General features: G+C 31.1%; 14 protein-coding genes. 13 read left to right on the top strand and 1 reads right to left on the bottom strand.

The window, feature by feature from the left end:
• Positions 1 to 124 precede the first annotated feature (124 nt).
• Genes ACFQ1U_RS08575 through trpA form a run of 10 tightly spaced genes read left to right on the top strand, consistent with a single transcriptional unit; the run spans position 125 to position 7,938 of the window.
• Positions 125 to 1,516: an anthranilate synthase component I family protein gene (locus ACFQ1U_RS08575; RefSeq protein ID WP_386107322.1), complete on the top strand. Its 1,392-nt coding sequence runs from the start codon at positions 125 to 127 to the stop codon at positions 1,514 to 1,516.
• 12 nt (positions 1,517 to 1,528) lie between these two features.
• Positions 1,529 to 2,074: an alpha/beta hydrolase gene (locus ACFQ1U_RS08570; RefSeq protein ID WP_386107320.1), complete on the top strand. Its 546-nt coding sequence runs from the start codon at positions 1,529 to 1,531 to the stop codon at positions 2,072 to 2,074.
• A complete protein-coding gene (locus ACFQ1U_RS08565; RefSeq protein ID WP_386107318.1) occupies positions 2,052 to 2,633 on the top strand; it encodes an anthranilate synthase component II in 582 nt (193 codons plus the stop codon). Before ACFQ1U_RS08570 ends, ACFQ1U_RS08565 begins: the two co-directional genes overlap by 23 nt.
• A gap of 5 nt (positions 2,634 to 2,638) precedes the next feature.
• Positions 2,639 to 3,625, top strand: coding sequence for an anthranilate phosphoribosyltransferase (gene trpD, locus ACFQ1U_RS08560; protein WP_386107316.1), 987 nt, complete (start codon positions 2,639 to 2,641; stop codon positions 3,623 to 3,625).
• A 1-nt stretch (position 3,626) separates the two neighbouring features.
• Positions 3,627 to 4,415 (top strand): indole-3-glycerol phosphate synthase TrpC, encoded by a 789-nt coding sequence (gene trpC / locus ACFQ1U_RS08555; protein ID WP_386107314.1) that lies wholly within the window; start codon positions 3,627 to 3,629, stop codon positions 4,413 to 4,415.
• An 11-nt stretch (positions 4,416 to 4,426) separates the two neighbouring features.
• A complete protein-coding gene (locus ACFQ1U_RS08550; protein ID WP_386107313.1) occupies positions 4,427 to 4,936 on the top strand; it encodes a hypothetical protein in 510 nt (169 codons plus the stop codon).
• Positions 4,933 to 5,562, top strand: a complete 630-nt coding sequence (locus ACFQ1U_RS08545) for a phosphoribosylanthranilate isomerase (RefSeq protein ID WP_386107311.1) — start codon at positions 4,933 to 4,935, stop codon at positions 5,560 to 5,562. The genes ACFQ1U_RS08550 and ACFQ1U_RS08545 overlap by 4 nt, the downstream gene beginning before the upstream one ends.
• A gap of 42 nt (positions 5,563 to 5,604) precedes the next feature.
• Positions 5,605 to 6,780: a tryptophan synthase subunit beta gene (trpB, locus tag ACFQ1U_RS08540; protein WP_386107309.1), complete on the top strand. Its 1,176-nt coding sequence runs from the start codon at positions 5,605 to 5,607 to the stop codon at positions 6,778 to 6,780.
• A gap of 42 nt (positions 6,781 to 6,822) precedes the next feature.
• Positions 6,823 to 7,119: a GIY-YIG nuclease family protein gene (locus ACFQ1U_RS08535; RefSeq protein ID WP_386107307.1), complete on the top strand. Its 297-nt coding sequence runs from the start codon at positions 6,823 to 6,825 to the stop codon at positions 7,117 to 7,119.
• Positions 7,120 to 7,170: 51 nt separating this feature from the next.
• On the top strand, positions 7,171 to 7,938 hold the full coding sequence (trpA, locus tag ACFQ1U_RS08530) for a tryptophan synthase subunit alpha (protein ID WP_386107305.1): 768 nt from the start codon (positions 7,171 to 7,173) through the stop codon (positions 7,936 to 7,938).
• A gap of 53 nt (positions 7,939 to 7,991) precedes the next feature.
• Here trpA and ACFQ1U_RS08525 read toward each other — a convergent pair whose 3' ends face one another.
• Positions 7,992 to 8,636, bottom strand: coding sequence for a DsbA family oxidoreductase (locus tag ACFQ1U_RS08525; RefSeq protein ID WP_386107303.1), 645 nt, complete (start codon positions 8,634 to 8,636; stop codon positions 7,992 to 7,994).
• Between the two features lie 136 nt (positions 8,637 to 8,772).
• On the opposite strand from ACFQ1U_RS08525, the gene ACFQ1U_RS08520 reads away from it, so the two are divergent.
• From ACFQ1U_RS08520 to recQ, 3 genes are all read left to right on the top strand, one after another.
• Entirely contained in the window at positions 8,773 to 9,321 is a 549-nt protein-coding gene (locus ACFQ1U_RS08520; protein WP_386107301.1) for a TlpA family protein disulfide reductase, read from the top strand.
• A gap of 81 nt (positions 9,322 to 9,402) precedes the next feature.
• Complete coding sequence (locus ACFQ1U_RS08515; protein ID WP_386107299.1) at positions 9,403 to 12,570, top strand: S41 family peptidase; 3,168 nt, start codon at positions 9,403 to 9,405, stop codon at positions 12,568 to 12,570.
• A gap of 79 nt (positions 12,571 to 12,649) precedes the next feature.
• Positions 12,650 to 14,755 (top strand): DNA helicase RecQ, encoded by a 2,106-nt coding sequence (gene recQ / locus ACFQ1U_RS08510; protein WP_386107527.1) that lies wholly within the window; start codon positions 12,650 to 12,652, stop codon positions 14,753 to 14,755.
• The last annotated feature ends 45 nt before the right edge of the window (positions 14,756 to 14,800 follow it).

Raw genomic sequence — 14,800 nt, 5'->3', positions numbered from 1 at the left:
GTTACAATCAAATAACTGGTGGTGGAAATCTCTTAACTTACGTTAGTGAGACCACTTGTTATATATATAAATATTAACTAAAAGGCTTATCTCATGATAAGCCTTTTTTTATTTTACAAAACCAATGACAGCATTACAATTTAAAACACTTTGTAAAGAAAAAATTTCGGATACAGTAACGCCAGTAGGGTTGTATTTACGCTTAAGAGATAAATATCCTAATACCTTGTTGCTAGAAAGTTCAGATTATCATAGTAAAGAAGAAAGTTATTCTTTTATATGTATTGAGCCAATGGTTTCTTTTAAAGCTGATAAAGATGAATTTACTATAGCGGTTGATACTAAAGAAGTGGCTAAGCATACCATTAATAATAATTTTAATGATTTGTTTACAGATTTTTCAAACATGATTAGTTTAGATTGTGATGAAAAATTAAAAGCTTTCAACGGTTTATATGGATATACTACTTATGATAGTGTACAGTACTTCGAAACTATAAAATTATCAAATCCAGATGCGCCTTCTGCAATTCCTATGATGCAGTATAGTTTTTACAGGTTTGTTATTGCAATTAATCATTTTAATGATGAAATGCAACTACTTGAAAATTTAAAAGAAGGAGAGGTTTCTAGAATACATGAAATAGAAACTATTATAGAAGCACAAACATTCAATACTCAAAAGTTTGAAATTAATGGCGATGAAACTTCAAATGTAACTAGTGAAGAGTTTATTGAAAATGTAAAAAAAGCCAAAGCACATTGTAAAAGGGGAGATGTTTTTCAGTTAGTATTATCAAGACAGTTTCAGCAACAATACAAAGGAGATGATTTTAATGTTTATAGAGCATTAAGATCCATAAATCCTTCACCTTATCTATTTTATTTTGATTATGGTAGTTTTAAATTAATGGGGTCTTCACCAGAAGCACAAATAAAAATTAATGATGGAAAAGCTATTATCAATCCAATTGCAGGTACTTTTAGAAGAACCGGTAATATGGCAGAAGACATTAAGCTAGGTAAAAAATTATCTGATGATAAAAAAGAAACAGCTGAACATGTGATGTTGGTAGATTTAGCTAGAAATGATTTGAGTAAGCATGCAGAAAATGTAACTGTAGAGGTGTTTAAAGAAGTACAGTATTTTAGTCATGTAATACACTTAGTATCTACAGTACAAGGACAATTAAAAGGAGATCCTATAAAAATAGTAGGAGATACCTTTCCAGCCGGGACTTTGAGTGGAGCTCCTAAATACAAGGCTATGCAATTAATAGACCAATATGAAAACCAATCTCGTGGATTTTACGGAGGAGCTGTTGGTATTTTAGGGTTAAATGGCGATGTGAATTTAGCAATTGGTATTCGATCTTTTGTAAGTAAAAATAACGTATTGTATTATCAGGCAGGTGCAGGAATTGTTATCCACTCTAATGAAGAAAGTGAACTACAAGAAGTAAATAATAAGTTAGCTGCCTTAAAAAAGGCATTAACGTTAGCAGAAAAAATATAAAAAGTAAAAAACTTGAAACCTAAGCTACTTATAATTTCTGATTTATGGGGATTTTCAAATTCAAATTGGATATCTATGTATCAAAAGTTGCTAGTCAATTCCTATGATATTGTTTTGTATGATGCTCCAAAATTAGCAGCTATCAATGCTACTAATTTAACAGAAGAAGAAATACATAAACAGTTTGTAAATGGCGGAATTAAAAAAGCTGTAGACAAATTAGTAGCTACAGAAACTGAAAAAATAGATGTTTTAGCATTCAGTATTGGCGGAACTATTGTTTGGAAAGCTGCTTTAAAAGGGTTGAAAGTTAAAAGTTTACTATCAGTGTCATCCACTAGGCTGAGAAAAGAAACTAAAAAACCAAAAACAGAAATTCAACTTTTATTTGGTGAAAATGATATGTATAAGCCAGGTAAAGATTGGTTTAAGACCTTAAAAGTAAATTATAAAGTGATAGAAAAATTAAATCACAATATGTATAAAGAACAACAAATAGCAAACCTAGTTTGTGAAAACCTAAACATAACTCATCATGAAAATATTAATATTAGATAATTACGACTCTTTTACATACAATTTGGTACATATGGTAGAAAAAATTACCAATAAATATCCAGATGTATATAGAAATGACGAAATTTCTATTGAAGAAGTAGGTGCTTATGATCTTATCATGTTATCTCCAGGACCAGGTATTCCCGATGAGGCAGGTATTTTAAAAGAAGTGATTAAAACTTATGCAGGAAAAATTCCAATGTTTGGAGTATGTTTAGGTTTACAAGCCATAACAGAAGTCTTTGGTGGAACTATAATTAATATGAATAAAGTTTTTCATGGAGTAGCTACAGATATGAAAGTAACTAAACCAGAAGCTGTAATTTTTGAAGGTGTTCCAGAGGTTTTCCCTGCAGCACGTTATCATTCTTGGATTGCTTCTAAAGAAAACTTACCAACAGCGTTGGAGGTTACTGCCATAGATGAAGAAGGTGGAATTATGGCTATTAGACATAAAGAATATCAAATTAGTGCAGTTCAATTTCATCCAGAAAGTATTTTAACAGAGGTTGGAGAACAGTTAGTACGTAATTTTATTAATTCAGTTTCTAAAAATTAGTGTAAATGAAATCAATTTTAAATGATTTATATCAACATAAAAGATTATCAAAATCTGAAGCAAAACAGGTTTTAATCAATATTGCTAAAGAAACATATAACGATGCACATTTAGCTTCTTTTTTAACTGTTTTTATGATGCGCCCTATAACTGTGGATGAATTGTCAGGGTTTAGAGAAGCATTATTAGAGTTAGCAATAAAAGTTGATTTATCAGAATTTAATACCATTGATATTGTTGGAACTGGTGGTGATGGAAAAAATACATTTAATATCTCAACACTAACTTCTTTTATTGTAGCTGGTACAGGACAAAAAGTTGCCAAACATGGTAATTATTCGGTATCATCTCAGTCAGGATCTTCTGATATGTTAGAGAGTTTTGGTTATCAGTTTACGAATGATGAATCGGTATTAAAAACTCAGTTAGAAAAAGCAAATATTTGTTTCTTACATGCACCTAAGTTTCACCCGGCTATGAAAGCTGTAGGTCCAACAAGAAAAGCATTAAAGTTGAAAACCTTTTTCAATATTTTAGGACCATTAGTAAATCCTAGTTTTGCACAAAATCAGTTATTAGGAACTTTCAATTTAGAAGTAGCACGTTTATATAACTACATTTTACAAGAAGAAGGCACTAATTACGGTATTGTTCATGCATTAGATGGTTATGATGAAATTTCATTAACCGGAGCATTTAAGTTATTTACAAAAAAAGGAGAGCAACTAATTACTCCTGAGAGTTTAGGATTACAAAGGGTAGCACAATCAGCTATTTTTGGAGGAGACTCGGTAGCAGATGCGGCTAAAATTTTTAAAACTATTTTAAATGGAGAAGGCACAGAAGCTCAAAATAAAGTGGTTTTAACCAATGCTGCATTTGCCTTAACAATTATAGATGCTAAAAAAGATTTTTTAAGTGCTTTTGAAGAGGTGAAATCGTCTTTATTTGGAGGGAAAGCGAAAGAATGTTTACAAAAATTAGTGAGTTAAAATGACAATTTTAGAAAAAATAATAAATTTTAAAAAGCAAGAAATTGCTAAAATAAAATCAGAAATTCCAGTTAAAAAACTGGTTGAAAGTCCAAACTTTAAAAGAACACCAATATCATTAAAGGCATCTTTAACAGCGCAAAATTCAACAGGTATTATTGCAGAGTTTAAAAGACAATCACCATCTAAAGGTATTATTAACGATAAAGTTTCTGTTGCTGAGGTAACCAATGGATATTTAAATGCAAATGTGGCAGCACAGTCCATTTTAACAGATACTTCTTTTTTTGGAGGTACCATGGCCGATTTAATGGAGGCAAGAACTATAAATCAAATCAAACCAATTTTAAGAAAAGATTTTGTTATTGATGGCTTTCAAATTGTTGAGGCAAAAGCTATTGGAGCAGATGTTATTTTATTAATTGCGGCATGTTTAACCCCAGATCAATTAAAAAATTATGGGCAATTAGCTAATGATTTAGGATTAGAAGTTTTATATGAGGTTCATAACCAGGAAGATTTGGATAAAATTTCGGATTTAGATAATAAAATAATCGGAATTAATAATAGAGATTTAAAAACATTTAAAGTAGATCTTGAACACTCAATTGCATTAGCAAATCAAATTCCTGATTCGGCAATAAAAGTTTCAGAAAGTGGAATTAGTGATCCAAGAATTGTCACAGGACTAAAAGAATACGGATTCCAAGGTTTTTTAATTGGAGAAAACTTTATGAAAACCGATAACCCAGGAGTTTCGTGTCAAGAGTTTGTTAATCAAATTAGATAAACGAAAGTATTTTGAAAATAGAAAGTTATAAAATAGTTGGTTGGGATAATTTTGAAACAGGAATATTATTAGATGAAAATGCTGATTGGATTTTAATAAAATCCGTCCCTGAAAATTATCAAGTAGATGGATATAAATTCTTAAATAAAAATCATATAGAATCAAGGTTTGAAGCTGAAAACTCTGATTTAACTCGAAAAGTTTTAGAATTAAAAGGAATTGAAATTATAAAACCAAATATATTAAAACTTACAGATACTATTGAAATCCTTCAAAGTATAGAAGAAAAGTATGGTTGTTTTGAGTTTCAAGATGATGTTGAAGATGAATTGTTTTATGGTGTATTAGGAGATTTTAATAAAGAAAGTTTTTCAATAGATTTTATTAAATCGGATGGTACTATCGATTATGAGTTTGATGAAGTTTTTGAAGTAAATGAAGTTCGTACAATTACTTTTGATTCAGATTATTTTAATTCAATAAGACTATTATATAATTATTTTAAAGAGCATAAAAAATGAAGTTGAAAGTATGTGGAATGAAATATGTAGAAAATATAGAGCAAGTAGCAGCTTTAGAACCAGATTATTTAGGGTTTATTTTTTACGAGAAATCAAAAAGAAACTTTGAAGGAATTATCCCAAAAATTCCTAAAAACATAAAAAAAACAGGTGTTTTTGTCAACGAATACCCTGAGATAGTAATTTCATTAGTAGAAGAATATGGTCTAAAAGCGCTTCAATTGCATGGAGATGAAACACCATCATATATAGAAAACATAAAAAAACATTTGCCAAAGGTTGAAATAATAAAAGTTTTTGGAATTAAAGACTCATTTGATTTTTCAAAATTAACTCCATACGAATCTGTTGTTGATTATTTCTTGTTTGATACCAAAGGAAAAGAACGTGGCGGAAATGGTGTTGTTTTTAACTGGCAAGTATTATCAGGATATTCTTCTGAGAAACCGTTTTTTTTAAGTGGCGGAATAGGTTTAGATGAATCTTCGGTATTAACAGCATTTTTTAAAAGGGACGTATCTAAAAAATGTGTAGCCATAGATGTAAATAGTAAGTTTGAAATAGAGCCAGGTTTAAAATCTATTAGCAAACTAGAGGAGTTTAAAAGTAATTTATCAAAAATATAAAGTTACCTACCAAGTGTAACATATAAGAAAAGTAAATTTATCATGAAATATAATCCAGATAAAAATGGGTACTACGGACAATTTGGAGGCGCATTTATTCCAGAATTGTTACACCCAAATGTAAAAGAGATTGAAGATAATTATATTCAAATTATAGAATCTTCAGCATTTCAAGAGGAATATAAAGCATTGTTAAAAGACTATGTTGGTAGACCCAGTCCGCTATATTTAGCAAAGCGTTTATCTGAAAAATATGGAGCAACTATTTATTTAAAGCGTGAAGATTTAAATCATACTGGAGCTCATAAAGTAAACAATACTATTGGTCAGATTTTAATCGCAAAAAAATTAGGTAAAACTAATATTATTGCTGAAACAGGAGCAGGTCAACATGGTGTAGCAACTGCAACAGTTTGTGCTTTAATGGGATTAGATTGTACCGTGTTTATGGGGGAAGTTGATATTGAACGTCAAGCACCAAACGTTGCCCGTATGAAAATGCTAGGAGCAAAAATTATTCCTGCAACTAGTGGAAGTAAAACGTTAAAAGATGCAACTAACGAAGCCATTCGTTATTGGATTCAAAACCCAGAAACGTTTTATTTAATTGGTTCAGTTGTTGGTCCGCATCCACATCCAGACATGGTAGCGCGTTTACAAGCTATTATTTCAGAAGAAATGAAATGGCAGTTAAAAGAGAAAACAGGTAAAGAAAATCCAGATACTATTATTGCTTGTGTTGGAGGAGGAAGTAATGCAGCCGGAGCTTTTTATCATTACTTAGAAGATGAAGAAGTAGAATTAATTGCTGTTGAAGCAGCTGGTTTAGGAGTGAATTCTGGGGAAAGTGCAGCAACTTCTCAATTAGGTGAAGTAGGTGTGATTCACGGAAGTAAAACCATTTTAATGCAAGATGAATACGGACAAATTGTTGAACCTTATTCTATTTCAGCAGGATTAGATTATCCAGGAGTTGGACCATTACATGCTTTTTTACATGATACAAAGAGGGCTAAGTTTATGAATGCAACAGACGATGAAGCATTACAAGCTGCGTATGAGTTAACTCGTATTGAAGGAATTATTCCAGCGTTAGAAACTGCTCATGCTTTAGCGGTTTTACCAAAAATGGATTTAAAGCCAGATCAAACAGTGGTAATTAACTTATCAGGTAGAGGAGATAAAGATTTAGAAACTTATATCAAGCATTTGAAATAGATTGTCATTCCTGCGTAGGCAGGAATCTAAAAAAGGTAGGTTATGTTCAAGACAGTTCATCAATATTACGTGTATTTAATTACAAATAGAAAAGATGGCGTTTTGTATATAGGTGTCACTAACAATCTAGAAAGACGCATGTTTGAACATAAAAATAAATTAGTAGAAGGTTTTTCTAAAAGATATAACCTTACCAGATTGGTTTATTTTGAAACTTATCCTCAAATAACTAATGCTATTTTGAGAGAAAAAAGATTAAAAAAATGGAAAAGAAATTGGAAAATTAATTTAATAAATAAAGAAAATCCTAATTGGAATGATTTAGCTTCTGATTGGTAGAAGTAATAAATAGATTCCTGCCTACGCAGGAATGACAAAAAAACATTGAAAATGAACTCAATTCAACAAATATTTCAAAAACAAGAACATAATTTATTATCTATATTTTTCACTGCAGGATTTCCAGAATTAAATCAAACTGCTGAAATTATAGATAAATTAGGAAGTAACGGCGTAGATTTTATCGAAGTTGGTTTGCCTTTTTCTGATCCGTTAGCAGACGGACCAACAATTCAACATAGTAGTACTGTTGCTTTAAAAAATGGGATGAACCTAGATGTTGTTTTTGAACAATTAATAGCCATAAAAGATACAAATACTACTCCATTAGTATTAATGGGATATGTAAATCAAATCATAAAATACGGAGAAGAAGCTTTCTGTCAGAAAGTAGTAGCTTGTGGTATTGATACGTTAATTCTTCCAGATTTACCAATGGTAGAATACGAATCTCATTATAGAGCGTTATTCAAAAAATACGGATTAACAAATGTATTTTTAATTACACCGCATACCTCAGAAGAAAGAATTAGAAAGATTGATGATTTAACAGAATCTTTTATCTATATGGTAGCTTCTTCTGCAATTACAGGTGCTAAAGGAGAAATTTCTCAGCAACAAATCGATTATTTTGAGCGTATTAAAACCATGAATCTTAAAAGTAAGTTGATTATTGGTTTTGGAATCTCAGATAACAAAACATTTTCAAAAGCTTGTGAATATGGAAATGGGGCTATAATAGGTTCTGCTTTTATTAAAAATTTAGATGAAAATGGTGTTGAAGGCATTGAAGACTTTGTAAAGAAGATTAAAGGATAAATTATCTTCTTAAAAATAAACCTCATCATAATAAATTGATGAGGTTTATTTTTTTAATTCTGGGTGAAATCTGTAAGTATTTTCTTGAAAATTTCAACAGGTTGAGCACCAGTTACAGCTTCTTTTCTGTTAAAAACTATGGTTGGTACTGATGTTACTCCTAAATTTTGCCATTGTTGTCTAACGCTTTGTGTTTCGAAACGAGCATCATCATTATCTAACAGGGCCATTCCCTCGTCAGTATTTAAACCAACATCAGACAAAGCTTGTTTAAGAATAGTACGATCAGAAACATCTTTACGTTCACTAAAGAACATAGTTGTTAAACGCATTTTCAGTTCAGTTTGTTTATTAAACTTTTTAGCATATTCAAGTAAAATATGTGCTTCAAAAGTATTTACCATGCGCATACCTTCAAAATAATCAAAAGTAAAGTCAACATTTTTACCAGCTTCAATCATTCGTTGTCTTGAGGCTTCTTGTTGTTCAATTGTTGATCCATATTTTTGGGCAATATGCTCGGTTAAATCTTGCCCTTCTTTAGGCATTTGAGGATTTAATTCAAAAGGTTGCCATTCAATATCAATTTGATCTTCTATGTTTAGTTCATCTATGGCTTTTTGTAAATGTTTGTAGCCAATGGTACACCAAGGGCAAACAACATCAGAAACAATATCTATTTTTAAAGTTTTTTTCATGTAAGCTTCTATTTTAAATAGAACAATATTTTTTGTTCTAACACATTAGTAGTAAAATGGTCTGTTTTCTTACAAACATTTGTTAGTTTTATAAAGTTATTCAGACAAATTTTTCACAAACTTAAAACCATTAATTTTGAAAAAACATATTACTTGGTCAAACTTAATATTTGTAATAATTATATGCTTATTCTTTTATAAACCTTCAAGAGTTTGGTTTACTAGAAAATTGTCTTTTTCTCCATCAGTAAATAAAATATCTGCAGATAAAAAGATTACTAATTACAATTGGAATTTAAAAGGTTTAAATACAAATGATATCAATTTTGATAGTACAAAAGGTAAGGTAGTTTTTTTAAACTTTTGGGCTACTTGGTGTCCTCCATGTATAGCAGAATTTCCTTTTGTTCAATCATTTTATAATGATTATAAAAATAAAGTTGATTTCATTTTTGTTACTAATGAAAATTGGCCTGAGGTAGCGATTTTTTTTGAAAAAAATGGTTATGATGTTCCTACTTATCAAACGTTAAATGGTTACCCGTTAGGTTTACCTAATGTTAGCTCTATACCTACTACCTTTATAATTGATAAAAATGGAAATATTAGATTGGAAAAAACAGGTTCTGCAGATTGGAATAGTGAAAGTTTTAGAAAACAAATAGATAAAATGCTTAACGAATAAGCTATAAGTGTTAAAAAATCTTAAAAAATTTAACATCCTTTTATAAAACTTTAATTTCGTTAGTAAGAAAAAACAAACGAAATGCAATTAAAACAACTATTATCTGTTGCAGCGCTACTTCTTTCAAGCGTTGCTTTTTCCCAAAACAATTTTGTAGGAAATCCAGCTATTAGTCCAGATGCATCACAAATGGCATTTAGTTATGCTGGTGATATTTGGACTTATAACTTCAATACAAAACAATCTAAAAGATTAACGGTTCATGAGACCTATGATACTAGTCCTGTTTGGCATAGTGATGGTAAAACATTAGCCTTTTCATCTTCAAGAAAAAACAATAATAATATTTTTATAACTACCACATCAGGTGGCGTACCAACACAACTAACTTTTTACCCAACATCAAATGTGCCAACAGCTTGGAACAATAACGATGTGGTTTTTACAACAAAAAGAGTGTACGCAGGTCCAGAATGGGATGCACAGATTTACTCAGTAAATAAAAATGGAGAAACCCCTCAACGTTTAATTACTGCTTACGGAGCAATGGCATCTGTTTCACCAAATGGTAAGTTGATAGCTTATGTAAAAGGAGCTTGTAGAATTGCTAGAGAAGATTACGAAGGTTCTGCTCAAAGAGATGTATGGATTTACAATACACAAACAAATCAGTATAACAGAATAACAAATAGTAAAAAAAATGATCATACACCATTATGGGACGCTCAAGGAAACTTGTATTACATTAGTGCTAAAAGTGGTCGTTACAATATTTATAAACAGAAAATTTCAGAAAACGGAACTGCAGCAGGTGAACCAACTGCTTTAACTTCTCAAAAAGAAGATGGAGTTCAAACGTTTTCTGTAAGTAACAATGGAACTATTGTATATACTGTTGGTGTTGATACTTATAGGTTACAAAATGGAAAAGCGTCAGTTATAGATTTAGATTTACAATCAGACTCTCATTTTAATGAAGAAGTAACTAAAACTACTTCTAAAGGAGCAGATTCTTACGCGATATCTCCGGATGGTAAAAGCATAGCTTTTTCTGTAGATGGAGAAGTATTTGTAAAAGAAAATAATAAAGAGAAAAAAAGAGGAAACAATGTTAGTAAACATTTCTTTAGAGATAAAAGTGCAGGTTGGTTGGATGATAATACAGCAGTGTTTTTATCGGATAGAGACGGAATGTTTCAGTTGTATAGTGTAAAATCTGCTGATAAAAAAGTAAGCTTACATAGAGGATTAAAGTTAACTACCACTAAGTTAACAAATGAGAAAGAAGACGTTGAATCGTATATAGTATCTCCAGATAACAAAAAAATAGCTTATCAAGTTGGTAGAGGTAAGTTAATTATTGCAGATATTACTGATGGTAAAATTAAAAATAAAGTTGTTTTTGCAGATAGTTGGGATGCACCATCAAACGTATCATGGAGTCCAGACAGTAAATGGATTGCTTATTCTCAACAAGATTTAAATTTTGATAGCGAAATTTTTATTCAATCAGTCTCTGATAAAAATAAAAAAATGAATATCAGTATGCATCCAAGAAGTGATAGAAGTCCTGTTTGGAGTAAAGACGGTAAAAAATTAGCGTTTTTATCTAATAGAAGCGGAATTAATTATGATGTTTGGATGTTATGGTTACAAAAAGAAGATTGGGAGAAATCTAGAGTAGATCATTTAGAAGGAGATTATTTTGAGGCAACAGAAGATGAAGAGTCTAAAGATCAACAAGCTAAAAAGGATAAGAAAAAGAAAGAAGTAGTTGTAACTATAGATGAAGATAATATTTACGACAGGTTGGTTCAAGTAACTTCTTTACAAGATGATGAATTTGGATTAGCTTTTGCTAATGATAGTGAATTTTTATACTATTCAGCAACAGATCCATCAACCAAAAGAAGAAGTCTTTATAAAATAAAATGGGATGGAACTAAACCTAAAGCTGTAAAAGGTACAGCAAGAGCAGCTGGTTTAACTTTAACAAATGGCAAATTATACTTTATGTCGGGCGGTGTATTAAAGCAATTAGATACTAAGTCTGATAAAGTTACCACTTTAGCTCATAGTGTAACCTACACTAAAAATTATGCAAAAGAGCGCGAACAAATTTTTGAAGAAGGAATTAGAGCATTAACAGCAGGGTTTTATGATCCAGATTTTCATGGATATAATTGGAGCAAATTAGTAGCTAAATACAAACCTTGGGCTTTAAATGCCTCAACTTTTGAAGATTTTAGTTATTTCTACAACTTATTATTAGGTCAATTAAACGCAAGTCATATGGGGTATAGACCCTCTCGTTTATATGCAGAAGGTACTAATGAAAAAGTTGGTTTATTAGGCTTAGATGTTACAAACGTAGCTAAAGGTGTTAGAGTAAATTATGTATTACCTAATTCACCTGCAGATAAATTAAAAAGTAAATTAAATTTAGGAGATGTAATTACTCAAGTAAACGGTGTTAACATCAATAAAAACAGTAATTTTTATAGTCTGCTTAAAAATACTCAAGGAAATGAAGTTTTGTTAACATTACAATCTGGAAAAGAAGTTGTAATTAGAGCAACAAGAAGTATAAGAACTCAACAATACGAAGCCTGGGTAACTCAAAGAAAAGAATTAGTAAATAAATTTTCTAATGGACAATTAGGGTATATTCATATACAAGGAATGAACATGCCAAGTTTCGAACGTTTTGAACGTGAGCTAAAAGCAAGTGGTTATGGTAAAAAAGGAATTGTAATTGATGTTCGATATAATGGTGGAGGATGGACCACAGACAGATTAATGGCAGTTTTAAATGTAGATCAACACGCATATACCGTTCCTAGAGGAGCTACAAAGTCATTAAATAACAATAAAAAATTTGTAAACAATTATCCGTTTAATGAGCGTGCAATATTATCTGTAAACACTAAACCAGTAGTTGCAATGTGTAATGAAAACAGTTATTCTAATGCAGAAATTTTTTCACATGCATTTAAAAGTTTAGAATTAGGTAAGCTAGTTGGGCAACCTACTTTTGGTGCTGTTATTTCTACAGGAGGAAGAAGTTTACAAAACGGATATATTAGGATGCCTTTTAGAGCATGGTATGTTAAAAAATCAGGTAAAAATATGGAGAATGAGGCACCTGCGGTTCCTGATTATCTAGTTGAAAATAAACCAGGATGGAAAGATAGAGGAGAAGATGCTCAATTACAAAAAGCAGTAGAGGTTTTGCTACAGCAAATTTAATTTTCACTATTTTATAAATTCATTAAAGCGTAGTCATACAAGACTGCGCTTTTTTTATTAGTACTTTTGCCTTATGGAAATGATTTTGGAGAAAGATCTTTTAGCAAGATTAAAGTCGAATTTTGGATATGATAGTTTTCGATTAGAACAACAGAAGATTATTGAAAATATACTATCGAAGAATGATACGTTGGTGATTATGCCAACTGGAGGAGGAAAGTCAATTTGTTTTCAATTACCTGCACTATTTTTTGAAGGAATTACCTTGGTTATTTCTCCGCTTATCGCCTTGATGAAAGATCAGGTTGATAGTTTGAAAGCCAACGGAATTCCCGCAACATATTTCAATAGCAGTCAGTCTGACGAAGAACAAAAAGCAGTTTTTGATGCTGTTGTAAATAAAGAGGTAAAGTTGTTATATGTGGCTCCTGAAAGCTTATCTTTTCTACAAAATATTTTACATCAAAATTACATCAATTGTATTGCCATTGATGAAGCGCATTGTATTTCTTCTTGGGGGCATGATTTCCGACCTTCATACAAGCAATTGGCTTTCTTAAAAAAGTCGTTACCGGAAGTTCCTGTGGTAGCATTAACGGCGACAGCTGATAAAGCTACTCAGGAAGATATTTTAGAACAATTGGCTATTCCAAATGCTACTCGATTTATAAGTTCTTTCAATAGAGAAAATATTGCTTTAGAAGTTCGTCCAGCTAATGACAGAGTACAACAGATTGTGAAATTTATTGAAAGAAGACCGAACGAATCTGGTATTATTTATTGTTTAAGCAGAAAAGCTACGGAACAGTTAGCTGGCAAACTTAGGCAAAACGGAATTGATGCATTAGCTTATCACGCTGGTTTATCATTTGATGAAAGAGCAAAAACTCAGGAAGATTTTATCAAAGATGATGTTCAAATTATTTGTGCTACCATTGCCTTCGGAATGGGAATCGATAAATCAAATGTGCGTTGGGTGATTCATTATAACATGCCGAAAAACATTGAAGGTTATTATCAAGAGATAGGAAGAGCGGGAAGAGATGGATTGGCTTCTCATGCGTTGTTATTTCATAGTTATGCCGATGTAATTCAACTTCGTCAGTTTATTGCAAATACTGGAAATCAAGAAGTACAAGAGGCTAAACTTGATCGAATGAAACAATTTGCTGAAGCAACGGTTTGTAGAAGGCGAATTTTATTGAGTTACTTTGGTGAGTTAGTCGATACGAATTGTGGAAATTGTGATGTGTGTAAAAATCCACCACAATTTTTTGATGGAACTGTAATTGCTCAAAAAGCCTTATCTGCAATTTATAGATTAAAAGGAAAAGAAGCAATGGGAACTGTTATTGATGTTTTAAGAGGAGCAAATAATGCGTCAATCCACGAAAAAAACTATCAGCAGTTAAAAACCTTTGGAGTTGGTAGCGATATTTCTTGGAGAGATTGGCAACATTATCTAATTCAATTGATTAATCAAGGGTTTTGTCAGATTGCTTTTCATTTAAATAATGCTTTACAACTGACATCTTTTTCTGAAAAGGTATTATTTCAAGGTGAAAAAGTTCAATTAACAACACCAGTTGAGGTAACTAAAGAAACTCCAGCAAAAGTAAAAGCTACGAAAAAGAAGAGTGCAACGAAGGATAGTTTATTTGAGCGATTACGAAAGTTACGCTATCGAATTGCACAAGAGGAAGATATTGCAGCTTACCTTATTTTTAGTGATGCGACCTTACGAGAGTTAGAAACGCAACGTCCACAAACAGATGATGAATTTTTAGCGATTAGCGGAGTCGGACAGCGTAAATTGGAAGTTTATGGAGGAGAGTTTATGGAGGAAATTAAATCATTTATAAAAGAGAAGAAAAAGGGAAAAAAGGATACAACATTAGAAACGTATAAATTATATCAAGAAGACTTTACCATTGAGGAAATAGCTATTAAACGAGGATTAAAAGAGCAAACCATCTTTTCTCATTTGGCAAAATTATATTTAGAGGGAAAAGATATTAATCTTGATAAATTTATTGATGTGAATACCTTGAAGCTAATTCAGAATGCAAAGAAAGTCTTACAAAATGAAACAGCGTTAAAACCGTATTTTGAGTTTCTTGAAGAAAAGGTTTCTTACGAACAAATTAGAATCGGATTGACAATACTTCAAAAAAAGTCAATATAAAATACAAAGAAAAACCGTCAGCTTATTTTTTAAGATGACGGTTTT

The sequence above is a fragment of the Tenacibaculum geojense genome (assembly GCF_042676005.1).
Classification (GTDB): Bacteria; Bacteroidota; Bacteroidia; order Flavobacteriales; family Flavobacteriaceae; genus Polaribacter; species Polaribacter geojense.
Note: the sequence above shows the minus strand (reverse complement) of the source record. Positions and strands in the feature narration are given on the sequence as shown.

Excerpts from the sequence above, each read along its gene's own strand:
- ACFQ1U_RS08575 (WP_386107322.1), top strand. The coding sequence starts at position 125 with ATGACAGCATTACAATTTAAAACACTTTGTAAAGAAAAAATTTCGGAT.
- ACFQ1U_RS08565 (WP_386107318.1), top strand. The coding sequence starts at position 2,052 with ATGAAAATATTAATATTAGATAATTACGACTCTTTTACATACAATTTG.
- trpD (WP_386107316.1), top strand. The coding sequence starts at position 2,639 with ATGAAATCAATTTTAAATGATTTATATCAACATAAAAGATTATCAAAA.
- trpC (WP_386107314.1), top strand. The coding sequence starts at position 3,627 with ATGACAATTTTAGAAAAAATAATAAATTTTAAAAAGCAAGAAATTGCT.
- ACFQ1U_RS08545 (WP_386107311.1), top strand. The coding sequence starts at position 4,933 with ATGAAGTTGAAAGTATGTGGAATGAAATATGTAGAAAATATAGAGCAA.
- trpB (WP_386107309.1), top strand. The coding sequence starts at position 5,605 with ATGAAATATAATCCAGATAAAAATGGGTACTACGGACAATTTGGAGGC.
- ACFQ1U_RS08535 (WP_386107307.1), top strand. The coding sequence starts at position 6,823 with ATGTTCAAGACAGTTCATCAATATTACGTGTATTTAATTACAAATAGA.
- trpA (WP_386107305.1), top strand. The coding sequence starts at position 7,171 with ATGAACTCAATTCAACAAATATTTCAAAAACAAGAACATAATTTATTA.
- ACFQ1U_RS08525 (WP_386107303.1), bottom strand. The coding sequence starts at position 8,636 with ATGAAAAAAACTTTAAAAATAGATATTGTTTCTGATGTTGTTTGCCCT.
- ACFQ1U_RS08515 (WP_386107299.1), top strand. The coding sequence starts at position 9,403 with ATGCAATTAAAACAACTATTATCTGTTGCAGCGCTACTTCTTTCAAGC.
- recQ (WP_386107527.1), top strand. The coding sequence starts at position 12,650 with ATGATTTTGGAGAAAGATCTTTTAGCAAGATTAAAGTCGAATTTTGGA.